Origin of the sequence: Streptomyces sp. NPDC093064 (genome assembly GCF_044754605.1) — a bacterium.
Lineage (GTDB): Bacteria > Actinomycetota > Actinomycetes > Streptomycetales > Streptomycetaceae > Streptomyces.
Genome location: NZ_JBIVPK010000005.1, coordinates 115,951 through 137,550 on the forward strand (window position 1 = coordinate 115,951; position 21,600 = coordinate 137,550).

At 70.9% G+C, this 21,600-nt stretch carries 24 protein-coding genes and 1 pseudogene; 13 read left to right on the forward strand and 12 right to left on the reverse strand.

Features of this window, described 5'->3' with window-relative positions:
• Window positions 1–163: 163 nt before the first annotated feature.
• Together ACIQFZ_RS08590 and ACIQFZ_RS08595 are read right to left on the reverse strand one after the other, a co-directional pair.
• A complete protein-coding gene (locus tag ACIQFZ_RS08590) occupies window positions 164–619 on the reverse strand; it encodes a type II toxin-antitoxin system PemK/MazF family toxin (RefSeq protein WP_383058014.1) in 456 nt (151 codons plus the stop codon).
• A gap of 23 nt (window positions 620–642) precedes the next feature.
• Complete coding sequence (locus ACIQFZ_RS08595; RefSeq protein WP_402690879.1) at window positions 643–1,056, reverse strand: hypothetical protein; 414 nt, start codon at window positions 1,054–1,056, stop codon at window positions 643–645.
• Window positions 1,057–1,206: 150 nt separating this feature from the next.
• Between ACIQFZ_RS08595 and ACIQFZ_RS08600 the strand changes: the two genes are divergently transcribed.
• Both ACIQFZ_RS08600 and ACIQFZ_RS08605 read left to right on the forward strand, forming a co-directional pair.
• A complete protein-coding gene (locus ACIQFZ_RS08600; RefSeq protein WP_383058011.1) occupies window positions 1,207–1,899 on the forward strand; it encodes a helix-turn-helix transcriptional regulator in 693 nt (230 codons plus the stop codon).
• Window positions 1,900–2,067: 168 nt separating this feature from the next.
• Window positions 2,068–2,508, forward strand: a complete 441-nt coding sequence (locus ACIQFZ_RS08605; protein WP_365424222.1) for a hypothetical protein — start codon at window positions 2,068–2,070, stop codon at window positions 2,506–2,508.
• A 61-nt stretch (window positions 2,509–2,569) separates the two neighbouring features.
• Here ACIQFZ_RS08605 and ACIQFZ_RS08610 read toward each other — a convergent pair whose 3' ends face one another.
• Together ACIQFZ_RS08610 and ACIQFZ_RS08615 are read right to left on the reverse strand one after the other, a co-directional pair.
• The gene (locus ACIQFZ_RS08610; protein WP_402690880.1) at window positions 2,570–3,769 is read right to left on the reverse strand and encodes a glutathionylspermidine synthase family protein; all 1,200 of its coding nucleotides are present in this window, start codon (window positions 3,767–3,769) and stop codon (window positions 2,570–2,572) included.
• A 3-nt stretch (window positions 3,770–3,772) separates the two neighbouring features.
• The gene (locus ACIQFZ_RS08615) at window positions 3,773–4,132 is read right to left on the reverse strand and encodes a hypothetical protein (RefSeq protein ID WP_365430324.1); all 360 of its coding nucleotides are present in this window, start codon (window positions 4,130–4,132) and stop codon (window positions 3,773–3,775) included.
• 382 nt (window positions 4,133–4,514) lie between these two features.
• Here ACIQFZ_RS08615 and ACIQFZ_RS08620 point away from each other — a divergent pair, with 382 nt between their 5' ends.
• On the forward strand, window positions 4,515–5,168 hold the full coding sequence (locus tag ACIQFZ_RS08620) for a PASTA domain-containing protein (protein ID WP_383058008.1): 654 nt from the start codon (window positions 4,515–4,517) through the stop codon (window positions 5,166–5,168).
• Between the two features lie 85 nt (window positions 5,169–5,253).
• Here ACIQFZ_RS08620 and ACIQFZ_RS08625 read toward each other — a convergent pair whose 3' ends face one another.
• A complete protein-coding gene (locus ACIQFZ_RS08625; RefSeq protein ID WP_365774632.1) occupies window positions 5,254–5,817 on the reverse strand; it encodes an NAD(P)H-dependent oxidoreductase in 564 nt (187 codons plus the stop codon).
• Between the two features lie 121 nt (window positions 5,818–5,938).
• On the opposite strand from ACIQFZ_RS08625, the gene ACIQFZ_RS08630 reads away from it, so the two are divergent.
• On the forward strand, window positions 5,939–6,628 hold the full coding sequence (locus tag ACIQFZ_RS08630) for a TetR/AcrR family transcriptional regulator (RefSeq protein ID WP_365430318.1): 690 nt from the start codon (window positions 5,939–5,941) through the stop codon (window positions 6,626–6,628).
• 529 nt (window positions 6,629–7,157) lie between these two features.
• Window positions 7,158–8,192, forward strand: coding sequence for a LacI family DNA-binding transcriptional regulator (locus tag ACIQFZ_RS08635; protein WP_402690881.1), 1,035 nt, complete (start codon window positions 7,158–7,160; stop codon window positions 8,190–8,192).
• A 219-nt stretch (window positions 8,193–8,411) separates the two neighbouring features.
• Here the strand turns inward: ACIQFZ_RS08635 and trxA are convergent.
• A pseudogene (trxA, locus tag ACIQFZ_RS08640) lies at window positions 8,412–8,795 on the reverse strand (thioredoxin); the annotation flags it as partial.
• A gap of 129 nt (window positions 8,796–8,924) precedes the next feature.
• On the opposite strand from trxA, the gene ACIQFZ_RS08645 reads away from it, so the two are divergent.
• The gene (locus ACIQFZ_RS08645; RefSeq protein ID WP_402690882.1) at window positions 8,925–10,355 is read left to right on the forward strand and encodes a dihydrolipoyl dehydrogenase family protein; all 1,431 of its coding nucleotides are present in this window, start codon (window positions 8,925–8,927) and stop codon (window positions 10,353–10,355) included.
• Between the two features lie 67 nt (window positions 10,356–10,422).
• On the opposite strand, the gene ACIQFZ_RS08650 is transcribed toward ACIQFZ_RS08645, so the two are convergent.
• A complete protein-coding gene (locus tag ACIQFZ_RS08650; protein ID WP_402690883.1) occupies window positions 10,423–11,067 on the reverse strand; it encodes a peptide deformylase in 645 nt (214 codons plus the stop codon).
• Window positions 11,068–11,291: 224 nt separating this feature from the next.
• Here ACIQFZ_RS08650 and ACIQFZ_RS08655 point away from each other — a divergent pair, with 224 nt between their 5' ends.
• Both ACIQFZ_RS08655 and ACIQFZ_RS08660 read left to right on the forward strand, forming a co-directional pair.
• The gene (locus ACIQFZ_RS08655; protein WP_402690884.1) at window positions 11,292–11,726 is read left to right on the forward strand and encodes a BlaI/MecI/CopY family transcriptional regulator; all 435 of its coding nucleotides are present in this window, start codon (window positions 11,292–11,294) and stop codon (window positions 11,724–11,726) included.
• Between the two features lie 6 nt (window positions 11,727–11,732).
• Window positions 11,733–12,662, forward strand: coding sequence for a M56 family metallopeptidase (locus tag ACIQFZ_RS08660; RefSeq protein WP_402690885.1), 930 nt, complete (start codon window positions 11,733–11,735; stop codon window positions 12,660–12,662).
• Window positions 12,663–12,683: 21 nt separating this feature from the next.
• On the opposite strand, the gene ACIQFZ_RS08665 is transcribed toward ACIQFZ_RS08660, so the two are convergent.
• On the reverse strand, window positions 12,684–13,031 hold the full coding sequence (locus tag ACIQFZ_RS08665) for a tetratricopeptide repeat protein (protein ID WP_365774629.1): 348 nt from the start codon (window positions 13,029–13,031) through the stop codon (window positions 12,684–12,686).
• 155 nt (window positions 13,032–13,186) lie between these two features.
• Between ACIQFZ_RS08665 and ACIQFZ_RS08670 the strand changes: the two genes are divergently transcribed.
• Both ACIQFZ_RS08670 and ACIQFZ_RS08675 read left to right on the forward strand, forming a co-directional pair.
• Entirely contained in the window at window positions 13,187–14,152 is a 966-nt protein-coding gene (locus tag ACIQFZ_RS08670; RefSeq protein WP_365437680.1) for a pirin family protein, read from the forward strand.
• A 456-nt stretch (window positions 14,153–14,608) separates the two neighbouring features.
• A complete protein-coding gene (locus tag ACIQFZ_RS08675; protein WP_402690886.1) occupies window positions 14,609–15,076 on the forward strand; it encodes a DUF5959 family protein in 468 nt (155 codons plus the stop codon).
• A 74-nt stretch (window positions 15,077–15,150) separates the two neighbouring features.
• Here the strand turns inward: ACIQFZ_RS08675 and ACIQFZ_RS08680 are convergent, their stop codons facing one another.
• Window positions 15,151–15,561 carry an SgcJ/EcaC family oxidoreductase gene (locus tag ACIQFZ_RS08680; RefSeq protein WP_365774626.1) on the reverse strand — a complete coding sequence of 137 codons (411 nt, stop codon included), beginning with the start codon at window positions 15,559–15,561 and terminating at the stop codon, window positions 15,151–15,153.
• A gap of 466 nt (window positions 15,562–16,027) precedes the next feature.
• Between ACIQFZ_RS08680 and ACIQFZ_RS08685 the strand changes: the two genes are divergently transcribed.
• Complete coding sequence (locus tag ACIQFZ_RS08685) at window positions 16,028–17,218, forward strand: FAD-dependent monooxygenase (protein WP_402690887.1); 1,191 nt, start codon at window positions 16,028–16,030, stop codon at window positions 17,216–17,218.
• 140 nt (window positions 17,219–17,358) lie between these two features.
• On the opposite strand, the gene ACIQFZ_RS08690 is transcribed toward ACIQFZ_RS08685, so the two are convergent.
• Window positions 17,359–17,604 (reverse strand): antibiotic biosynthesis monooxygenase family protein, encoded by a 246-nt coding sequence (locus tag ACIQFZ_RS08690; protein WP_402690888.1) that lies wholly within the window; start codon window positions 17,602–17,604, stop codon window positions 17,359–17,361.
• A gap of 73 nt (window positions 17,605–17,677) precedes the next feature.
• On the opposite strand from ACIQFZ_RS08690, the gene ACIQFZ_RS08695 reads away from it, so the two are divergent.
• Window positions 17,678–18,043 (forward strand): winged helix-turn-helix transcriptional regulator, encoded by a 366-nt coding sequence (locus ACIQFZ_RS08695; RefSeq protein WP_402690889.1) that lies wholly within the window; start codon window positions 17,678–17,680, stop codon window positions 18,041–18,043.
• Between the two features lie 186 nt (window positions 18,044–18,229).
• Here ACIQFZ_RS08695 and ACIQFZ_RS08700 read toward each other — a convergent pair whose 3' ends face one another.
• Entirely contained in the window at window positions 18,230–19,873 is a 1,644-nt protein-coding gene (locus ACIQFZ_RS08700; protein WP_383060236.1) for a multicopper oxidase family protein, read from the reverse strand.
• A gap of 75 nt (window positions 19,874–19,948) precedes the next feature.
• The gene (locus ACIQFZ_RS08705; RefSeq protein ID WP_365421613.1) at window positions 19,949–20,356 is read right to left on the reverse strand and encodes a DUF6153 family protein; all 408 of its coding nucleotides are present in this window, start codon (window positions 20,354–20,356) and stop codon (window positions 19,949–19,951) included.
• 735 nt (window positions 20,357–21,091) lie between these two features.
• On the opposite strand from ACIQFZ_RS08705, the gene ACIQFZ_RS08710 reads away from it, so the two are divergent.
• Window positions 21,092–21,391, forward strand: coding sequence for a heavy-metal-associated domain-containing protein (locus ACIQFZ_RS08710; protein WP_402690890.1), 300 nt, complete (start codon window positions 21,092–21,094; stop codon window positions 21,389–21,391).
• The last annotated feature ends 209 nt before the right edge of the window (window positions 21,392–21,600 follow it).

Sequence of the window (21,600 nt, forward strand, 5' to 3'; positions counted from 1 at the left end):
AATCTCCGTATCCGCGATATTTCAGACGCTCACCCGCGGTGCCGAGGCCCGGTTCATCCGCATGGGTCCGCCCCCTTTGCGGGAGTCCCGCGGGCAGACCGGGCCCCGTGCCCGGTTCTACTCCGACCGGGTGACGTGGGCGCCGTGGCGCGCGGCCCGCGCGTCAGTTCCAGTCGTAGCGCTCCCGCAGGCGGTGCACCACGAGGCCGAACCGCATCCGGTCCAGCGCGCACGCCTCACGGCGCATGCCGTCCTCGTGCAGCCGCAGCACCCGGTCGACGTCCACCCACGAGTCCCGTCCCGACCGGTCCCAGGGGCCGCTCCCGATGGCCACCCACTCGCGGTCGGCGTCGTGCGCCTTGCTGGACAGCTGCACGGCCAGGAGCGTTCCGGTGACCTCCCGGGCCACCACCAGCACCGGCCGGTCCTTGCCCCGGCCGTCGTTCTCCTCGAAGGGCACCCAGGTCCAGACGATCTCCCCGGGGTCGGGGTCGCCGTCGTGCGCGGGCGCGTACTCGGTGTGCACCCGGCCGACCTCGCGCGGGTCGGCCTCGGTGGTGGCGGTGGGGCCGTAACGGCCGGGCACGTTCTCATCGGTGTCATCGGTAAAGGCAGTCACGGGGGAACCCTAGAACGTACGTATCAAGCCCCGTCACGGGGGCGGATCCGCATGCCGGGGCGGCGCCGGTGGACGGTGAGGTAGGCCAGGCCGTCCGGGCCGGCGGTGAGGCTGCGGGTGGAGCCGTGCGGCAGCCAGACGGTCGCGCCCTCCGTCAGCTGCCGGGGCTCGTCGCCGGTGCCCGCGCCGAGCACGCCGCCGCCCGCGACGACGCACAGCAGGACGTCCAGGTCCGGTTCGCGGTGCGGCGCGACGCCCGTGCCGGGTGCCAGCCGTACGACGTTCGCGTCGAGCTGGCGCCCGGACTCCGCCAGCTTCCACAGCACGCCGCCCGGTGCCGGCGGGGCGTCGGCCAGCGCTCGGGCGTCGCACAGGACCCGCGGTTCCGGCTCCGCCGGATCGCCCGGCCCGGTGCCGTGCTCGGAAGGCGATGTCATCGTGCACCCCTCATTTCCCCGGACCGTCATTCCCCATCGGGGCCGTCATTCCCCCCGGGGTCCGCGTCCCGGGTCTACGATTATTACATGTAGAATTCGTGAAAATTGCTTCGAGTGAGAAGAACTTCGGGTGAAAAGAGCTGAGTGGACGTGACCACCCCACGGGAGAGCCCCCGCCGGCGCGAGGTGCTGGACATGCTGCGGGCCGCGGCCGAGCCGCTGGGGGTCGCTGAGGCGGCCGAGCGGATCGGGCTGCACCCCAACACCGTGCGCTTCCATCTCGACGCCCTGGTGGCCGAGGGCGTCGTCGTACGCCAGGTCGAGGAACCCTCGGGGCCCGGCCGCCCCCGCACCGTCTACGCCCCCCGGCCCGGCATGGACCGCCGGGGCACGCGCAGTTACCGGCTCCTGGCGCAGATCCTGCTCGGGCAACTGGCCTCCCAGGGGCCCGGGGCGCGGGAGGCCGCGACGGAGGCGGGCCGCGCCTGGGGCGGTTTCCTGGTCGATCCGCTGCCGCCCTCGCCGCCGCCCACGGCCGAGCGGGCGGCGGCCCGGCTCGTCGCCCTCCTGGACGACCTGGGCTTCGCCCCGGAGCCCGAGGGCGGCGGCGCCGGAGAACCACCGGAGCGGATCCGGCTGCGCCACTGCCCCTTCCTCGAACTGGCCGAGGAGCAGAGTCAGTTGGTATGCCCGATCCATCTGGGCCTGATGCAGGGGGCGCTGGCCGAGCTACGTGCACCGCTGGTGGCGACCGGGCTGGAACCCTTCGCGGAACCCGACTCCTGCCTGGCCCACCTGTCCACCCGCCCGGCGGGGTCGCCCGCGCCGGCGCCGGGTGGCTGACGTGAAGGGCGGCGAGGGCCGCGCTTTGGCGGATCTGGTGGAGCCCGGTGGCTGTGGCGGGCCGGGTGGCCCTGGTGGGCCCGATAGGCCGATGGCCCTCAGCGGCGGCCCCGTCGTCCCGCCAGGCCCCGGCAGTTCCTGCACACCTTGCAGAAAGGCGATACATCGATGAACACCACGGCGGCCGCCATCGCGAGTGCGGTCACCTTCGTCTGGCTCGGTATGGTGCTGGCCATTTCCTTTCTTGAGGCCCCGCTGAAGTTCCGGGCCCCCGGCGTGACCATTCCCATCGGACTGGGTATCGGCCGGCTGGTCTTCCGGGCGCTGAACCTCGTCGAGACCGCCCTGGCCGTCGTGGTGATCGTCGCGGTCGCCGCGGGCGGGTCTCCGGCGGGGGTCGCCGGGCTGACCGCGGCCGTCGCCGTACTGCTCCTCGCCCAGTTGGCCTTCGTGCGCCCCCGCCTCAACCGCAGGTCCGACCTGGTCCTGGCCGGTGAAGAGGCCGGCGAGGACGGTCCCCGCTCGCGCGGCCACCTGGCGTACGTGGCCCTGGAGATCGCCAAGGTGGCCGTCCTGATCGCCCTCGGCATCAGCCTGCTGACAGCGTGACCGGCGGCCCCTCCGCCCTGCCGCCGGTCCCTACGGGCGCCTCGCCGATGCCGTGCCGCGGTCAGCTGGTCCGCAGCCAGTGCGCGACCTGCTCCGGAGTGGAACGCGGCGCGTCGATGAGGTGGGGAATGAAACGGGACCGGCGGTCGGTGACGATCTCGTTGGACTCGCGGATGCCGACCCCGGCCGACCTGCCGTCGATGACCCACGAGCCGATCACCATGTGGTTGCCGTCGAAGGACGGCGGCCGGTGGAACTGCTGGAACAGGAACGGGCCGTCGTCGAACGGGCCGGCCTGGTCGAAGTGGTGCTCCGCGGAACGGACCTTGATCGAGGCACCCTCCCAGCCCCACAGGGGCTTGGCGACCCATTCGGTCAGATCGCGGGGACCGTCGAGGTAGGACGGCAGGAGGTTCGGGTGCCCGGGGTACAACTCCCACAGCACCGCCAGCAGCGCCTTGGTGGACAGCAGCGCCTTCCACATCGGCTCGAGCCACTGCGTCGAACGGGGCTCGGCCTCCAACTGCGGGGCGTAGGCGCTCTCGAACGCCCAGTCCCACGGGTACATCTTGAAGCAGGAGTCGATGGGTACGTCGCTCAGATCCACGAAGCGCCGGATGCCGCTGTGCCAGCCGACGTTCTCCATCGTCAGGCCCACCGTGGGAAGGCCCGCCTCGTCGGCCGTGTCCCGCAGGTACGCCGCGGTGATGATGTCCTCGTCGGGCTCGTCGACGGAGTGCGCGAAGTGGACCTGGCCACCCAGCCGCGGTGCCAGCCGCTGCCACGTCCGCACCAGGCGCTCGTGGATCGTGTTGAACTGGTCGCGGTCCGGATGCACGTCCTCCAGCCACTGCCATTGCAGCACAGCGGCTTCGAGCAGCGCCGCCGGAACGTCGCCGTTGTACTCGTACAGCTTGGCGTCGCCCGTGCCGTCCCAGGCGAAGTCGAACCTGCCGTAGATGCTAGGCGACTCGTTCTCGAAGGTCTCGAGCATCGGTCTCGCCCAGCGGGGGTCGATGCCGAGGCGTTCGACGTCGCCCTTCTCCAGGACGTGCCGGGCCGCCGCCACGCACATCGCGTGCAGCTCCTCGGTGACGTCCTCCAGGTAGTCCACCTCGCGAGAGGTGAGCACGTAGGCGGCGCTCTCGTTCCAGTAGGGCAACTTGCGGCCGTCGGGCAGTATTTCGGTGTGGAACGGAAGGCCTGATTGGAGCACCGTCTGCTCCCAGCCGGCCCTCGGGGTGCGGGGTTCGCGTCTCATGGCTCAGCCGCCGACCGATCCGCCCTTGGCGGAGAAGCCGCCGCGGACGACGCTTCCGGACTTCGGCGCGGTGAACGAGCCGTTGCCCTTGCTGAGGTCGACCTTCTGCCCGACGGCGGGGGCGTTCTTGCCCCGCGGGGTGTACCACCAGGCGTAGTTGCCCCCGCCTGCCCCACCGGCCCCGCCGGAGCTGCAGTGGTGGTCGGTCACGCGTTTCTGCGTCAGCCTGTCCATGCATGTGCCCTGGTAGTCCGGGCCGCTGGAGCAGCCGCTGAGGGCTATCGCCATCGCGACCGCACCCACGGCGCCGACCGAGACCTCGAAGGAGCGGCGACGTGAACTGGTGTGCTGCTGACTCGTCACGAACAGATCCCTCCGGATATGTCTGCTGATCCGCGGCAGTGGTGTGCCGCGCGATACGGCGTCGCGACGGGCGGAGTCACCGGGGAACGGCCAGGCCACGTAAGCGACTTGAAATCGCCCGCGACAGGTCGACATGCCCCGTTCATTCCGACCGTCCCTCGCCATGTACAGGTACTTGGCCTGTCAAACATACCGTTGGCGCATTTGCGTAAGGACGGCGGAGTCATGTTCCGGTTGTCGTACGGGGCTTGCCGGAAGGGCAGGGAGTGGCCTGAGCCGTTCTCCGCACGGCCGGTGTCCGGGACCCGACGGTGGGATTTCCCCCTCTTTCATGACTGGTCTACCGTTATTCGCCTGTACCAGCACCACTTGGGGGGAATCCGTGCGAACCCGTCTCGCCCTCGCCGTTCTGACATGTGCCGTGGCCGGCGTCCTCGTGGCCTGTGAACCCGCGGACGGCACCAAGTCGCCAGGCGGCGCCACGCCTTCGGCGGAGGCCTCTGTCGCCCCGGGCAGCAGCGAGCCGGCGCGGGACGGCAAGCCGGGAGCGGACCAGCGGAAGAAGGTGCCGGCCTTCGTCGGTATGGGGTTGCAGTCCGCGCAGGACGCCGCCAAGGAACAGGGCTTCCACTCGCTGAAGTCGCACGACGCCCTGGGCCGCGGCCGGATGCAGGCGTTCCACCGGAACTGGAAGGTGTGCAGCCAGAACGTGGCGGCGGGCACGACGGTCTCGACCGGTACGACCTTGGACTTCGGCGCGGTCAAGCTGGAGGAGTCCTGTCCCGCGAAGGACGAGGCTCCGCCCTCGGCCAAGGGCGGGAAGATGCCCGACTTCAAGGGGAAATCGGTGAAGGCGGCTCGTGCTGCCCTGGACGCGAGCACGTCGCTCACGGTGAAGGACGCGTCGCCGGACCACCGGTGGGTGCTGGTGGAGAGCAACTGGCAGGTGTGCTCGCAGACTCCGGGCCCGGGTACCGCGCTGAAGGGGCAGCCGGTGTCCTTCACGGCGGTCAAGTTCGGGGAGTCCTGCCCGTAGACACGGGCGTGGGACTGGGGCGCGGAGCCCCGCGGAAAGCCGGAAGGGGCCGGCGCCCACCGGGCGCCGGCCCCTTCCGGGGGGCTCAGGCGGCAGCCACCTCGCCGGTGTGGCCGTGCAGGCGCGCGACGACCTCGGTGAGCTGGGCGGCGACCTCGGCGTCGTCGACCGGGTGGGTCTCGGCGAAGCGGGTCACGGAGCCGGGGATGGAGAGCTTGATGTCCTCGATCACCTTGCCGCCGGCGATGCCCACGGCCTTGCGGGTGTCGTCCTGCGCCCACACGCCGCCGTACTGGCCGAAGGCGGTGCCGATGACGGCGACGGGCTTGCCGACGAAGGCACCGGCGCCGAACGGGCGGGACAGCCAGTCGATGGCGTTCTTCAGGACGGCCGGGATGGTGCCGTTGTACTCGGGGGAGAAGAGCAGGAAGGCGTCGGCGGACCCGGCGACCTCGCGCAGCTTGGCGGCGGCGGCCGGCACGCTGCCCTCGACGTCGAGGTCCTCGTTGTAGAACGGGACGTCGGCCAGGCCCTCGAACAGCTCGACCTCGGCGCCCGCGGGGGCGAGCTTGATTGCGGCCTCGGCGAGCTGGCGGTTGTGCGAACCGGCGCGGAGGCTGCCGACGAGCGCGAGGATGCGAACAGACATGGGGGACTCCAAGGGGGGATGACACAATTGCGTTACAGATCCGGACCGAGGTCCGTTTAATTTTCTACCACCATAAGCGGACCACGGTCCAGTTCTGTTCCCGATGCCTTACGCTGTCTTCATGTCCCGCCCCCTGTCGCCCCTTCCGAAGCCCCAGGAGCCTCAAGAACCTCAGGAGACCCGGGAGCTGCTGACACAGCCGGTGTTGCTCGACTTCGGCGCCGGCGAGGACGAGCCCTGTCTGCGGGCCGACGCGGCGCGCAACCGCGCCCGGCTGCTGGACGCCGCCGCGCGCCTGGTCGCGGAGCACGGCGCGGCCGGAGTCACGATGGAGGCGGTCGCCGCGGCGGCCGAGGTGGGCAAGGGGACGGTCTTCCGCCGCTTCGGCGACCGCACCGGCCTGCTCAGGGCGCTGCTGGACCACTCGGAGCGGAAGTTCCAGGCCGCGTTCCTCAGTGGGCCTCCGCCCATGGGCCCCGGCGCGCCGCCCGCCGAGCGGCTGCGGGCCTTCGGCTGCGTGGCGTTGCGCCGCGCGGCCGACGAGCTGGAACTGCAACTGGCGGCCGATCCGGGACCGGCCCGCCGCTTCGGCGTACCCGCCCGCCAGGTCCAGTACGCCCATGTGGCGATGCTGCTGCGGCAGGCGGCCCCGGACGCGGACAGCGAACTCCTCGCCCACACGCTGATGGGGTACCTCGAGCCCGCCCTCATCCACCATCTGACCCGGCAGTGCCAGATGCCGATGGAGCGGCTGCAGGCGGGCTGGCACGACCTGGTCGCCCGAATCACCTCCACGGGACCGACCTGCTGAGAGCCGGGGGACCGGTGCGGCCGACTCGGCCGTGAGTGGCTTTCCCGTCCGTCGACCTGCGTGCGCGCGGCTTTCCCATCCGTCGGCCGCCGCGCGCGAGCGGCCTTCCCGTACGCGGACACGGCGGCCCCGACATCACCCGGTCGGGCGACGTGGGCGGGCCGCGCGCCGGTCGGCCCGGTGAGGCCGGCGGCGATGTCCCGGGGTCGTGTCGCGGGGCCGGCATCGGCACCGACACGGGCACCGTTTCCTCGCCCGCCGCCCGCCGCCCGCCGCCCGCCGCCCGCCGCCCGCCGCCCGCCGCCCGCCGCCCGCCGCCCGCCGCCCGCCGCCCGCCGCCCGCCGCCCGGGGCTTCGGACAGGCGGTGCGGCCCCGCAGGGCGCCTGGCAGGGTCCGGCTCGGCGGGCGACCTACGCGTCCTCGCCCTCCGTGTGCCCGCCCCGCATCTGGTGCCGTTTCAACTTCGGTCTGGAATAGGGCAGTTCACCAGACGGGCGGCCCACGGCTTCTGCCAAGATGCCGTACGTCATGGTGCAGATTCCCAAACCCGCCGCGCCCCCGTCGCCCGCTCCGCGCTCCGTGCCCACGAGCGCCGACGTGGCCCGACTGGCCGGCGTCTCGCGCGCGACCGTCTCCTACGTCCTGAACAACACCAGAGCGGTCCGCATCAGCGAGCCCACCCGCCGCCGGGTCCACGAGGCCGCCGAAGAACTCGGATACGTGCCCCACGCGGCGGCGCGCAGCCTGCGCGCGGGGCACAGCCGTATGGTCCTGATGCCCGCCCCGGCCATCCCGGCCGGCCCGCTCTACAGCCGCTTCCTGGAAGAACTCCAGTGGGCGCTCGGCCTCCTCGACTACACCGTCGTACAGCACGCCACCGCGGGCCTGCCCGGTGACGAGGCCGTCCGGGCCTGGGCCGAACTGCGCCCGGTAGCCGTCCTGGTGTCCGGCGTGGGCCTCGGACCCGCGGGCGTCTCGGTGCTCAAACGCTCCGGCGCGCGTGCCGTCGTCACCCTCGGCCCGGAGCCCGTCGAGGGGGCCCACGCGCTGCTCATGGACCACGAGAGCGTCGGCCACCGGGCCGGTGCCCACCTGCACGCCCGTGGCCGGCGCCGTATCGGCGTGGTCGTGCCCGAGGAACGCGGACTGGACATGTTCTCCCGGCCCCGGCTCGCCGGCGTACGGCGCGCCCTGCGCGGCACCGACGGCAGCGTGACCGAACTGCCCCTCGGCTACGACGAACGGTCCGCCGCCCATCTGGCCGCCCGCTGGCGCGACCTCGGCCTCGACGCGGTGTTCGCCTACAACGACGAGTACGCCATGCTGCTGATGCGGGCCCTGCAGGACGGGGGCGTACGCATCCCCGAGGAGACGGCCGTGATCGGCGCCGACGACCTCATGCTCGGGCGGCTGCTGCGGCCCCGGCTGAGCACCGTCCACATCGACCTGCCCTCCGGCCGCGACCTGGCCGAACTGGTCGACCGCGCCGTACGCGACCCCGGCGCCCGGCCCGAGCGGCACGCGGTACTGGGCGCGACGGTGGTCCACCGCGAGTCCACATGACCCGCGAGTGCACATGACCCGCGAGTCCGCGTGACCGCGAGTGCGCGTGCGCGACCCCCGTATGACTGAACCGCGACAGGCCGGCCGACGCTACGACAAAGCGGTGGGCGCCACTCCCTCAGGGAGGACACCCACCGCCCGGCACGCTCGGAAAGCAGCCCGTCGAGACCTCACGGTCCGATCTACCGACCGATCCAGCGACCGATCTACTGACCGTTTCTACTGACCGTTCTGCTGCTCGGCGACCGCCTTGCGGACCTCGTCCATGTCCAGCTTGCGGGCCTGGCCGATCACGTCCGCAAGAGCGGCCTCGGGCAGCGCACCCGGCTGCGCGAACACGGCGACCTGGTCACGGACGATCATCAGTGTCGGAATGGACTGGATACCGAAGGCCGCCGCCAGTTCCGGCTGGGCCTCGGTGTCCACCTTGCCGAACACCAGGTCCGGGTTCTCCTCGGCCGCCTTCTCGTAGACCGGGGCGAACTGACGGCACGGTCCGCACCAGGACGCCCAGAAGTCGATGAGGACGAATTCGTTGTCCGTGACCGTCTGGTCGAAGTTCTCCTTGGTCAGCTCCACGGTGCTGCTCATGGCGTATCCCTCTTCCTGGTGCTTCCTGGTGTCGGCTTACCGGCGTGGGGCGAAGCCGTGGGCACAACACGGCCGACCCTACGGGTATTCCGCGCACGTACCCGTGTGGCCAGGGCGCACACCACCCACCAGACTGACCCCATGACCGAAACGGAAACCATCGCGTACGACGTCGTGGTGCTGGGCGCCGGACCCGTGGGGGAGAACGTGGCCGACCGCACCCGGGCGGCCGGCCTGTCCACGGCGATCGTGGAGAGCGAACTGGTCGGCGGCGAGTGCTCGTACTGGGCGTGCATGCCCAGCAAGGCCCTGCTGCGCCCGGTCATCGCCCGCGCCGACGCCCGCCGTCTGCCGGGCCTGAGCCAGGCGGTGCGCGGCCCCCTCGACGCCCCCGCGGTCCTCGCCCGCCGGGACGTGTACACCTCGCACTGGCACGACGACGGCCAGGCGCGGTGGCTGGACGGCATCGGCGCCGACCTTTACCGCGGGCACGGCCGGCTGGCCGGTCCGCGCACGGTCACGGTCGACGGCCCCGACGGCACGCGCAGGACGCTGACCGCCCGGCACGCCGTCGCCGTCTGCACCGGAACCGGCGCCCGGTTGCCGGACCTGCCCGGGCTCGACGCCGTCAAGCCGTGGACCAGCCGCGAGGCCACCAGCGCCGAACAGGTGCCCGGGCGGCTGATCATCGTGGGCGGCGGTGTCGTCGCCACCGAGATGGCCACCGTCTACCAGGCGCTCGGCTCCCAGGTCACCGTCCTGGTCCGGGGCAAGGGGCTGCTGGCGCGCATGGAACCCTTCGCCGGCGAACTGGTCGCCGACGCCCTCGCGGAGGCGGGCGCCGACATCCGCACCGGCACAACAGTGGAGTCGGTCGCCCGCGAGAACGGCACCGTGGTCGCAGTCACCGGCAACGGCGACCGTGTCGAGGCCGACGAGATCCTCTTCGCCACCGGGCGCGCGCCGCGTACCGACGACATCGGCCTGGAGACGGTGGGCCTGGAGCCCGGCTCCTGGCTGCCGGTCGACGACAGCCTGCGCGTACAGGGCAGCACCTGGCTGTACGCCTGCGGCGACGTGAACCACCGCGCGCTCCTCACCCACCAGGGCAAGTACCAGGCCCGGATCGCGGGCGACACGATCGGCGCCCGTGCGGCCGGTGTGCCCCTGCTGGAGACGGACCCGTGGGGCGCGCACGCCGCCACCGCCGACCACCACGCCGTACCCCAGGTCGTCTTCACCGACCCGGAGGCCACGGCCGTGGGTCTGTCCCTGGCCGAAGCCGAGCAGGCCGGCCACCGCGTCCGGGCCGTCGACGTCGACCTCTCCTCGGTCGCCGGGGCCGGCCTGTACGGCGACGGCTACCGCGGCCGCGCCCGCATGGTCGTCGACCTCGACGCAGAGATCCTGCGCGGTGTCACCTTCGTCGGCCCCGGCGTCGGCGAACTGCTCCACTCGGCGTCCGTCGCCGTCGCCGGCCAGGTTCCGATCAGCCGCCTGTGGCACGCGGTCCCGTCCTACCCGACGATCAGCGAGGTCTGGCTCCGCCTGCTGGAGGCCTACCGGGGCTGACCACGCGACCACGGAACCGCCCCGGCCGTTGCGGCAGTTCCCGCAGGGGCGGTGCCCCGGTGCTCGCCTACGGCACCTCGAAGCCGAGCGCCCGCGCGGCCTCCGCCGGGGTCGGCTGGGTCCAGCGGTGCGCCATCGCGTCGTTGGAGGAGAGGGAACGGAGTTCGGCGCGGTCGAGGTAGAGGGTGCCGCCGAGGTGGTCGGTCTCGTGCTGGACGATCCGGGCGGGCCAGCCCGAGAACACCTCGTCCACCGCGCGCCCGTGCTCGTCCAGGGCCCGCAGGCGCACCTCGGCGTGCCGTGCCACCACGGCCTGCCAGCCAGGGACGCTCAGGCAGCCCTCGTAGAACGCGGCGCGCGCGGTGCCGACGGCCTCGTACGACGGATTGACCAGCACGCGGAAGGGGAGCGGCACCCGTCCGCGCGCCACTCGTACCTCGTCCGGCACCGGTGCCGGGTCCTCCACGACCGTGATCCGCAGTCCCACCCCGACCTGCGGCGCGGCCAGTCCCACGCCCGGCGCCGCGTGCATGGTCAGGCGCATTGCCTGAACGAAGCGGGCCAGCAGCTCGGGCTCCAACTGGCCGTCGAACGGTTCGGCGGCGCGTCGCAGCACCGGGTCGCCGGCGGCGACGATGGGCAACGGGCCGCCGTCGGCGAGGAGTTCCTCGACCTGCTCGGCCAGGGGCGTACGCGCACGGGGGGAAGCCATCTCGCCAGGATGCCACGGCGCTCGCCCGGCCCGGCCTGCCTGGCGCAGGCAGGCCACCAACCTGGCGCGTAACCGGCGCCGGTACGGCCTGACGGGGGTGAGGCGGCGCCGGTTTCCCGCAGGGCGTGCGGGAACCGGCGTGCGGCACCTCCGGCGGCACCCCCGACCGGGCCTCCGGTGTGAAGTAGCGTGGTGCGACACGCCGACGCCGGAGGGAGACGCACATGACGACACAACACCGGCGTGCCCGGCGCGGGCAGGGCGAACTGGAGAGCCAGGTGCTCGGCGCGCTCCGCGAGGCGGACGGCCCGGTCACCGCGGCCTGGGTGCAGCAGCGGCTCGGCGGCGACCTCGCCTACACCACCGTGGTCACCATCCTGACCAGGCTGCTCGCCAAGGACGTCGTCTCCCGCGAGCGCCGGGGCCGCTCCTTCGTGTGGATCCCGACCGCGGACGTCGCCCGCCTCGCGGCGCTCCGGATGCGCCGCCTGCTGGACGGCGAACGGGACCGCGAAGCCGTGCTGACCAGCTTCGTCACCACGCTGCCGCCCGGCGACGAGCAGGTGCTGCGCGCACTGCTGGACACGGCGGACGCCGCGGACAACGCCGACAGCGCCGACAGGGCTCGACACCCGAGGGACGACGGTACGGAACACTGACGCCTCATGGGGCTCTACGTCTTACTGCCGCTGGTGCTGCCGCTGTCCGCCTGGCCCGTCGCACGCCTGGCCGTATCGCGCCTGCACCCGCGCACGGCCACCCGGCTGCTGACCCGGGTGGCCGCCGTCATGGGCGGATGCAGCACGCTGTGCCTCGCCCTCCTCACGGTCGTCGGCAGCGCCCAGCTGACCGGCAGCCCGGTTCCGGACGAATGGGCTGATCCCGACTTCAGGGCGGCCGTCTCGCGCGACCGGGTCGCGGGCCGTGCGGCCATCCCCGCCCTGGGACTGGTCGCGGTGGCCTGCGGGCGCACCCTGTGGCGCCACCGGCGAGTGGCCCGCCGCGCCCGGCGGGCACTGACCGGGCTGCGCGGGACACCCGTCGTGGTCCTGCCCGACACCACGCCGTACGCGTACGCCCTGCCCGGCAGCCTTGACCGGATCGTCGTCACCACGGCACTTCTGGACGGCCTCGCCCCGGACGAACGGCGGGCCCTGTTCGCGCACGAACGCGCCCACCTGGCGGCCCGCCACCACCGTCACCTGCTCACCGTCCACCTGGCGGCCCGCGCCAACCCCTTCCTGCGACCGCTGCGGTCCGCCGTCGTCTACACCGCCGAGCGCTGGGCCGACGAGGACGCGGCCCGCGCGGTCGGCGACCGGCGTGTGGTCGCGCGGGCGATCGGCAAGGCGGCCCTGCTGTCGTCCGCCGCGCCCGCGCCCACCCTCGCCGCGGTGGCCGCCGGCGGCCCGGTGCCGCGCCGGGTCGCCGCCCTGCTGGCGCCGGCACCGGCGGGCCCGGACCGGCCGTCGGTCTTCACGGCGGTCGGCGCCGCCGTGTGGGGCGCCGCCGCCGGTGCGGCGGTGTCCGCGATGTCCTCGGCGAACTCCGCGGTCACCCTGTTCCTGCTCCTCCACCCGGCGGCGCCGCTCTGACAGCCTATGCGCTCCGGCCGTTCACCGGTCCCCGAAGTCGCCCGCGAGGGCGGAGGCGACGCGCAGGTGCGTCTCGGCCTCGTCGTGGCGGCCCTGCCGCTGGAGGGTGCGGCCCAGCATCAGCCGGGCGTAGTGCTCCACCGGGTCGCGCTCGACGATGACGCGCAACTCGGTCTCGGCCCGGCGCAGTTGGGCCGAGTGGTAGTAGGCACGCGCCAGCAGCAGCCGGGGGCCGGTCTGCTCCGGCACCTCCTCGACCAGCCCGTTCAGCACGCGGGCCGCGGCGGCGTAGTCCCGGGCGTCGAAGAACATCTGCGCCCGCTCCCAGCGCTCCGCCGGGGTTCCGTGCTCGTAGTACGTCGTGTCCACCAGTGACCTCCTTCGGTGCCTCGTTCGGAGCCACCGGCCGCAACAACAGGCACGATTGGTTGAATATTCCACTATGCTGCCGTCGTCGGCCGCGAGGGCCCGCGAACGACGGCAAGCGGGGACTTTCGGCGTCCCCTGGGGCTAGGTTGGGCGCCATGAGCAATCTTGACCGCGAGTCGGTCCCCGCGGTGTGCGGCGGCCGTGGCTTCGTGGTGGCGGAGCCCGTACGGGAACTCCTCAGCCCCCGCCGCGTCAAGCTCGGCGAGTCCACCGAGGTGAGGCGGCTGCTGCCGAACCTGGGCCGCCGCATGGTGGGCGCCTGGTGCTTCGTCGATCACTACGGCCCCGACGACATCGCCGACGAGCCCGGCATGCAGGTCCCGCCGCACCCGCACATGGGCCTCCAGACGGTGAGCTGGCTGCACGAGGGCGAGGTGCTGCACCGCGACTCGACGGGCAGCCTCCAGTTGATCCGCCCCGGCGAGCTGGGCCTGATGACCTCCGGCCGGGCCATCAGCCACTCCGAGGAGAGCCCCAGGTCGCACGCCCGCTTCCTGCACGGTGCGCAACTGTGGGTCGCCCTCCCGGACACCCACCGCCACACCGACCCGCGCTTCGAGCACCACACCGAACTGCCGACGGTCACCGCCCCCGGCCTCAAGGCCACCCTGATCCTGGGCGACCTCGACGGCGCGACCTCGCCGGGCACGACGTACACCCCGATCACGGGCGCCGACCTGGCCCTGACCCGCGGCACCGACGTACGCCTCCCGCTGGACCCGGACTTCGAGTACGCCGTGCTCTCCATGTCCGGTGAGACCCATGTCGACGGCGTACCCGTCCTGCCCGGCTCGATGCTCTACCTGGGCTGCGGCCGTACCGAACTCCCCCTGCGCGCCGAGTCGGACGCGGGCCTGATGCTCCTGGGCGGCGAGCCGTTCGAGGAGGAGCTGATCATGTTCTGGAACTGGATCGCCCGCTCCCAGGAGGAGATCGCCCAGGCCCGCCGGGACTGGATGGAGGGCACCCGATTCGGCGAGGTGAAGGGCTACGACGGCGCCCCGCTGCCGGCCCCCGAGCTACCGCCGACGCCCCTCAAGCCGCGAGGAAGAGTTCGCTGACCTGCCGAAATAGCTGATCGGTGGTGACTGGTGGGCGACTCGCCGTCTCGCGTTGCCCCCAGCCGTTCCGTCGCATGCGGGAAGGCGGCTGGGGCGGGCTGCAAGCTCGATGCGCGGGCTTCGTCATTCCGCGGTGTGTCAGTCTGTGGCTAGTGCTGTGACCGGAAAGCTCGCGGCGTCAGGTGCGGTGCATCGCAAGGCGGAGCATTGCCCGCGTACTGGATGTACTCGGGTGATGCGACAACGCGGCGAGGTGCCGTGCCGGGCGTCGCGAGCCGGTGAACCTTTCCGGTCGCAGCACTAGCTGAGGCAGGACTCTTGCTAACCGTACTGACGCGTCATCAGGTGTCGGCGTCCGCGCTGGATCCCGCTTCGGACGAGGACACCTCGTCGAACGCCCCGAAGCTCACGCGGCCTGACGCACCTCAACCGTTTCTGTGTCCGTGCCGACGATTAGTGTTCGACAGCATGCGCGAGTCGGGAGGGGCAGTCATGGCTGAGGATCCGATCGACCTGATCCGCCTGGAGGGGGATGGCAACAGTGTCATTCTCCGGATCGCGGGGAGGGAGCAGCGGAAGCGTCCCACCGAGGCCGATGCCCTGGTCGGAGAGTTCGCGGTCGATACGCCCTTCGTCCGTGGCACCCTCAAGACCTGGCTCTTCCCCGAGGACCTGCGGCAGTGGCAGCAGGCCCTGGACTCGCTCGACGCGGGACAGGACATCGCCTGGTGCGAGGGGAAACGCATCCCGTGGCTGTTCATCGAACTCGACGAGGACGATGACCGGTGCCAGGTCACGATCAAGGACCACTCCATGTCTCTGACGACGGTGACGGTCACCGTCCCACTGGTCGATGCGTGGTTCGACGACGCATACCGACGCCTGGACTTGATCTGGGAAACCTGGCCCATGACCGAAGACTGAACCATGGCCAACGAACGAGATCGCCAGCCTCATTAGGCTGGGGGCTCGCCACGGGCTTGATCCACAGGTCTTGACTATTGCTCGTCGGCGACGACCGCCGTGTTCTGGCAGGCGGTCAGCAACCAGCGGCCGTCGTCCTGCTTGGACATCACGTACAGCGGGGCACCCTCGCTCGCATCGCCCGGGGTCAGGTAGAGCTGACGGACCTTGACCGCCGCGACGTCGGGGCGAATGAAGAACACGTGGACCACCTCGTAGGTGACCTTGCCGTCCCAGTCGTCCGCGGGGAGAACCTTGCGGGTGAACTCGGAGATCGCGTCGAGGCCTATGAGGACCTTGCCGCCGCTCGTCGTCCAGACCGCGTCGGGGTGGAAGAGGGCGAGGAACTCGTCGGGGTCCTTGTGCTGCTGTGAGTGCTCGACGGTGGCTACGACCTGTTCGATGGCTTCGATGTCTGCGGCGTGCGCCGTGGATTCCGTGTTCATATGAACCACGGTGCTACCTCAAGCGCGGTAGAGGTCAAGACGTGATCGACCACTGACGCCTTCATCGCCACGGCGGTGTTCTCGCTTCCTCCGGATCGAGCAGATCCAGTTCAGCGTGTCCACCACTCAGGGGGGACGCGCCCTCCTCGCCCTGGCCACTGCCCGCATCAGGCGTGCACCACAACCCGGAGCATCACCGGCCAGTGCCGGGACGACACTCACGGGAGCACCAGCGCGGCTTGGAGACTGATGGTTCCTCATCGAAGACGGGGGTGTAGCGCGATCGCCGCCGTGAAGCCCTCAAAGCCACCGGCGGGTTACTTGTTCCCTGGTGCCCAAGTGGGCACCACAGGGCCAGGACGGCCTGTCCGACGCCAGGCGCTGAAATCTGATTACACAGGCGTCTTGTACAAGCGTATAAGACGCCTGTATGTTCTCCGTGTCGAACCGATCGAAGGAGTGCGCGATGAACGTCCTGATCTCCGGAGCCGGCGTCGCCGGCATCACGCTCGCCCACTGGCTGCGCCGCCACGGCTACAGCGTGACCGTCGTCGAGCGCGCCCCGGCGGTCCGCCCCGGCGGCTACAAGGTCGACATCCGGGGTGCAGCGCTGAAGGTCATCGAGTACATGGGCCTGCTCGACGCGGTTCGCGCGGCGCGTACCGACGTGCGCAGCGGCTCGGTTGTTGACGCAAGCGGCAAGCGCGTGGCCGGCATGGACGGCGACACCTTCGGCGGGCGCCGGCACGACGACGCCGAGCTGCTGCGGGGCGATCTGACCGGACTGCTGTACGAGGCGACCCGCGACGGTGTGACATACCTCTTCGACGACTCGATGGCCAAGCTGTCCGAGCGCGCCGGCGGCGTGGACGTGGTGTTCGCCTCCGGACGCACCGGCACCTACGACCTGATCGTCGGCGCGGACGGACTGCACTCCAACACCCGCGAGCTGGCCTTCGGCCCAGTGCAGCAGTACGTGCGCGACCTCGGGTACTACGTGTCGATCTCCACCGTGCCCAACCACCTCGGGCTGGACCGCGAGGAGTTGACGTACGTCGGGCCAGGCCGCACCGCCCTGACGTACAGCACGGCCGGCGAGACCACCGCCAAGGCGATGTTCCTGTTCTCCTCGGAGCCGCTGTCCTACGACCGCCACGACCGCGCCGCCCAGCAGCGGCTGCTCACTGACGCGTACGCCGGTGAGGGCTGGGAGGTGCCACGCCTGATCGAAGGCGCCCAGGCCGCTCCGGACCTCTACTTCGACTCGCTGTCGCAGGTGCACATGGAGCGTTGGTCGACCGGCCGGACGGTGCTCGTCGGCGACGCCGCGTACTGCGCCTCGCCCGCCTCCGGGCAGGGCACCAGCCTGGCCCTGGTCGGCGCGTACGTACTGGCCGGCGAACTGGCCTCCACGGCCGTCGACCACGCCGCCGGCTTCGCCGCGTACGAGCGCGAGATGCGCCCGTTCGTCAAGGCCAACCAGGACCTCGGCCCGGCGAACATCAAGCGGATGGTGATGCGCACCAAGGGCCAGGTCCGGATCTCGATGACGATGCTGGCGCTGCTCAACCGGATGCCCGGCAAGGACCGCATCATGGCCAAGGCGATCGAGCCGATCCACAAGGCCGCCAACGCCATCGCGCTGAAGGAGTACTGAGGACACATCGCCGGCCTGCCCGAGTCAGCGAATGACCGCGGCTCGGGCGTCGCGTGGACCGATCACCTGCTTTGTCTGCTTGCGGTCCTCTACGCCGTCAGCACTCGGACGCCTGGTCGTGAGGATGATGAGTGACCAGTTCAGGTCAGCTTTGGAGTGCTGTGGGAGGCGCTCGGTCGCGTGCGTTGCGGCGGGCATTCATGATGCACCCCAGTCGAAGCTATCTGGCAGAGGATGTAGGAGCCCGGATCCTCGGTGCATCGGGCCAGTTCGTAGTCCACGCACTGCTCGGCCTGGCCGAGTGGCACGGAGGCCCGTAGGTACGCCTTCTCGAATTCCGCCCGTTGCCGTTCGGCAATCCGGTATCGGATGTGCTCGACAATCATGCGAGGACTGAACAGCACCCCCGGGCCCCTGGCAAGGACTGACCGGGCGGTAAGCACCCGGAACAGGACAGCGATGACGACGCCGACACCCACGCCCGAGAACGGTCAGCGCTTCTGCTGCCCCGTCGAGTTGACCTTGGAGGTGCTCGGCGGAAAGTGGGCCACGGTCGTGCTGGCGCACCTGAAGGAGGGCGTGCACCGATACGGGGCGCTCCGTCAGCGGATACCCGAGGTCAGCGAAAAGGTACTGGTCCAGCGGCTGCGCGGGCTGGAGGCCAGGGGGCTGATCGAGTGGTGGTCCGACGCCGGAAGTCCACCGGCCGTCGAGTACCGGCTGACCGAGGAGGGACTGAGCCTGGTGCCCGTACTGGAGGCGCTGTACGCCTGGGGCAAGCAACGCGCGGCACGCACCGGTGTCCGGATAGCACCCCCGGAATGACCGCATCCGCTGGCAGCACAAGCCCCACGGCCATCACTCGTCAGGACACTCTGAGCCCTGAGCCGGTTTCCGTTTCCCCGCGGCTCCACACTGGGCCGGCAGCTACCTGTCTTCAACTTCACGTGCGTCCGGACGTGCCCATCGATCATCAGTCGATGAGCCCGCCCGGACAGCGAACGTCGACCGTCAGGCCTGGTAGGCCACGTTCGCCATCATCCCGGCCTCGCCGTGGTACGCGTTGTGGCAGTGCAGCATCCACTGGCCGGGGTTGTCGGCGTCGAAGAAGACGGAGATCTTCTGCTTGGGCAGAACGATCGCGGTGTCCTTCCTCGGCCCGGAGGTGCCGATCTGGTAGGTGTGGCCGTGCAGGTGCATCGGGTGCCACATGTCGGTCTCGTTGACGAAGTCGAGCCTCACGCGCCGGCCTTCCTCGATGAGGATGGGGTTCGCCGCGGGGTCGGCCATGTCGAACGGCTTGCCGTTGATGGCCCAGTCGTAGTTGGCCATGCCGCCGGTGAGCCTGATCTGGTGTGTGACGTCGGTCTTGGCGGTCTTGAGCCGTACGTCGTCGGCGGCACGGAGCTGGGACGCCGTCATGATCTTCCCGTCGAGTTCCTTCGGGCGGATGGTCGCGGACGGCTTGCTCCCCGAGCCGGTGCGCATCAGGGCCAGGCCGTTCGCGTCCTTGCCCTCCGCCAGGGCGACCAACGGGAAGACACCGTCGCCAAGGGTGACGAGGACGTCGTAGCGTTCGCCCATGCCGATGAGCAGCGCGTCCACCTCCTGGTGCCGGACCGGGAAGCCGTCGGTGTGGGTGATGGTCAGCTTGTGGCCGCCGAGGGCGACCCGGTAGGCGGTGTCCGAGCCGGCGTTGATGATGCGCAGCCGCACCTTCTTTCCCGGCTTGCCGGTGTAGACGGCCGGGTCGTTCGCCACTCGGCCGTTGACCAGGTGGTGTGGGTACTTCACATCACCGGCGTCGCCGCCGAGCAGCTTGCTGGTGGCCCCCATGTGCATGAACTTCATGGACATGCCGCCGGGCGAGGCAGAGGTCGAAGGCGAGGCGGAATCACCCATGTCCATCCTGCCCATGTGCCCCATGTCGCCGTGGTCCATACCGTCGTGGTCCATACCGCCGGACGGCGAGCTGCTGCTGGCGGCTGAGTGTCCACCCATGCGCCCCATGCCGCCCATGCCCTGCTTGACCTCGGCGAAGACCTCGTCGGGCGTGCCGGTGACACCGTCGACCCAGTCGTCGAGGACGATCACCCACTCGTCGTCGTACGCGAGGGTCTCCTTGGGGTCCTCGACGACCAGAGGGGCGTACAGGCCGCGGTCGAGCTGGACGCCGACGTGCGGGTGGAAGAAGTAGGTGCCCGGGGCGTCTGCGATGAACTTGTAGGTGAAGGTGGAGCCGGACCGGACCGCGGTCTGGGTCGCCGGGGGCACGCCGTCCATGTCGTTGCGCAGCGCAAGGCCGTGCCAGTGGATTGAGGTGGTGGTCTTGTGCGGGAGCTGGTTGGACAGCTCGGCGACGAGGGTGTCGCCGACGGAGAGCCGGACCTCCTTGCCCGGGGCGCGTCCGTCGAAGGCCCAGGTCTTGGGCATGACGCCGCCGCCCAGGTCGATCGCGGCGGGTGCCGCGGTCAGGGTGAGCTTCTGCTGCCGCCCTGTGCTCTTGCGCTTCCTCTCGGCGGCGGCGACCGCCGAGTCTGACGGGTTGACCAGCGCGTCACCACTCGTGGAGCCGCTGCTGCACGCGGCCAGCGCGCCGGCGCCGGCCGCTCCCAGTCCGGCGAGCAGGACGGAGCGGCGGTTGATGCTGTTCATTGTGTTGTTGTCCTCTGTGTTGTAGCTGCGACGTGGCCTCGGAGGGACGACACATCACGCGTCGTCCGGCGCGGCCTACAGGCGCAGTTGGCAGAGGACGGACAGATCGGGCGGGGCGCGGCCGACCGCCGTGGAAGGCGCGCGGCCTTCCGCTGCTCGCTGCAAGAAGGCGAGAGAGTCGAACACGCTCTGACTGGGGACGGCGAGCTGCACGGAGTCGACATTCGCCGTCGTGCAGTGCTGCATGCCGGGCCCGGAACAGGCGCCGTGGTCGGCATTGCACGATGAGGTGTCAGAGATGAACGGTGCGGCGCCGTCCGGCATCACGTGTACGGCATGGGCAGCCCCAGGCATGGAGGACGAGGAGCCCATCGTGGTCGTCTCGTGGTGGACGAGCACGGCCAGTACGACGCACAGGGTGAGGAACACCCCGTACGTCCAGCGGACGGCTGTGCCGCCGCGATGAGCTGTCCATCTCGTCATAGGCTCCACCGATGCCGTGCTGATCGATCAGCAGAATTGCATACTACCCCCCGGGGGTACCTACGGCTCGGTGGGCTGATGCTCCCGTGCTTCAAAGGATGCCGTGCAGATCGCAGCCGTCTCCCCGGCCTTCCCGGCAGGTGACGGCTTGGAGTACCCGACCCTGCACCCTCGGATCAACCGCCGCCCACAATCACGCCGAGGCGGAACCTCCTGCTCTTGTGGTCGGTCGCTGCCCGCGGCGGCTGGCAGCGGTCTCAGGCAAGAGACATGGCCATGCCCGCCAGCAGCACGTTCCGTGCGCTCTTCGCGCCGTTGTGTCGTCGCCGGGTTCACCCAGGTGTTCCGCCAGATGGAAGAGGGTGAGCAGTGTCGCGATGGCACCCGGTCCGCGTCGTCGAGGGCGGAGAGGGGCGCACTCATGCGGCGCTCACGGGCGGCGGTCCACGCCGCGAGCCGGCGCGTCCGGTGTTGGTGAGAGTGACCACGGAGGCTCGGCGGTCGGCGGGACCTGGGCACGGCGCAGGCGTGTCACGGTCTCGGTGAGCAGGCGGTCGTCCGGCGCCTCACCGGAGCACAGCACGGATATCGCGAGGCCGGAGGCAAGCAGTCCAAGCGGGTGGCGTTACGATCCGGAATACCCCCGGGGGGTATAGTGTTCTCATCAGTCGGGAGGGCCGGGACACCGCGCCCCTCTCGTCGACGCCCCACGCATACACACCCCTGGGAGAAGCCTTGACCACCGAGGCGAACTCCGGCTCCTGCTGCGGTACCGGTTCCTGCAGCTCCAACGCCAACGTCACGATCGATGTCCAGGGCGCCGGTGTCACCACCATCTACAAGGTGTCCGGCATGACCTGTGGACACTGCGAGGGCGCGGTCTCCCAGGAGGTATCGGCCTTGGAGGGCGTGGCCGCGGTCACGGCGGACGCCAAGACCGGCGAGGTGACCGTCACCTCCGCCGCCACGCTCGACGAGGACGCCGTGCGCGCCGCCGTCGACGAGGCGGGCTACGAGCTCGTCGGCCGCGTTTGAGTGTGCCGCCGGGCTTCTGAGCCCGGCCACGGGGTGGCTTTCTTGTCGGTCTTCGTCGTCACCAACAGCCTGCGCCTGCGGTCGTTCAAGTAAGCATGGGGGCAAGCCCGTTGACTGAAGTGCCCGGCCCTCCTGCCGTGCCGCCGTCTGGGGCGGGCCTGGATCGCGGTCTTCAGCGCATGGGAAAGGCCCGGCCTTCTCCCTGCACG

Excerpts from the sequence above, each read along its gene's own strand:
- ACIQFZ_RS08595 (WP_402690879.1), bottom strand. The coding sequence starts at position 1,056 with ATGACATCGCCTTCCGAGCACGGCACCGGGCCGGGCGATCCGGCGGAG.
- ACIQFZ_RS08605 (WP_365424222.1), top strand. The coding sequence starts at position 2,068 with ATGAACACCACGGCGGCCGCCATCGCGAGTGCGGTCACCTTCGTCTGG.
- ACIQFZ_RS08610 (WP_402690880.1), bottom strand. The coding sequence starts at position 3,769 with ATGAGACGCGAACCCCGCACCCCGAGGGCCGGCTGGGAGCAGACGGTG.
- ACIQFZ_RS08625 (WP_365774632.1), bottom strand. The coding sequence starts at position 5,817 with ATGTCTGTTCGCATCCTCGCGCTCGTCGGCAGCCTCCGCGCCGGTTCG.
- ACIQFZ_RS08630 (WP_365430318.1), top strand. The coding sequence starts at position 5,939 with ATGTCCCGCCCCCTGTCGCCCCTTCCGAAGCCCCAGGAGCCTCAAGAA.
- ACIQFZ_RS08635 (WP_402690881.1), top strand. The coding sequence starts at position 7,158 with ATGGTGCAGATTCCCAAACCCGCCGCGCCCCCGTCGCCCGCTCCGCGC.
- ACIQFZ_RS08645 (WP_402690882.1), top strand. The coding sequence starts at position 8,925 with ATGACCGAAACGGAAACCATCGCGTACGACGTCGTGGTGCTGGGCGCC.
- ACIQFZ_RS08650 (WP_402690883.1), bottom strand. The coding sequence starts at position 11,067 with ATGGCTTCCCCCCGTGCGCGTACGCCCCTGGCCGAGCAGGTCGAGGAA.
- ACIQFZ_RS08655 (WP_402690884.1), top strand. The coding sequence starts at position 11,292 with ATGACGACACAACACCGGCGTGCCCGGCGCGGGCAGGGCGAACTGGAG.
- ACIQFZ_RS08660 (WP_402690885.1), top strand. The coding sequence starts at position 11,733 with ATGGGGCTCTACGTCTTACTGCCGCTGGTGCTGCCGCTGTCCGCCTGG.
- ACIQFZ_RS08670 (WP_365437680.1), top strand. The coding sequence starts at position 13,187 with ATGAGCAATCTTGACCGCGAGTCGGTCCCCGCGGTGTGCGGCGGCCGT.
- ACIQFZ_RS08680 (WP_365774626.1), bottom strand. The coding sequence starts at position 15,561 with ATGAACACGGAATCCACGGCGCACGCCGCAGACATCGAAGCCATCGAA.
- ACIQFZ_RS08685 (WP_402690887.1), top strand. The coding sequence starts at position 16,028 with ATGAACGTCCTGATCTCCGGAGCCGGCGTCGCCGGCATCACGCTCGCC.
- ACIQFZ_RS08690 (WP_402690888.1), bottom strand. The coding sequence starts at position 17,604 with ATGATTGTCGAGCACATCCGATACCGGATTGCCGAACGGCAACGGGCG.
- ACIQFZ_RS08695 (WP_402690889.1), top strand. The coding sequence starts at position 17,678 with ATGACGACGCCGACACCCACGCCCGAGAACGGTCAGCGCTTCTGCTGC.
- ACIQFZ_RS08700 (WP_383060236.1), bottom strand. The coding sequence starts at position 19,873 with ATGAACAGCATCAACCGCCGCTCCGTCCTGCTCGCCGGACTGGGAGCG.
- ACIQFZ_RS08705 (WP_365421613.1), bottom strand. The coding sequence starts at position 20,356 with ATGACGAGATGGACAGCTCATCGCGGCGGCACAGCCGTCCGCTGGACG.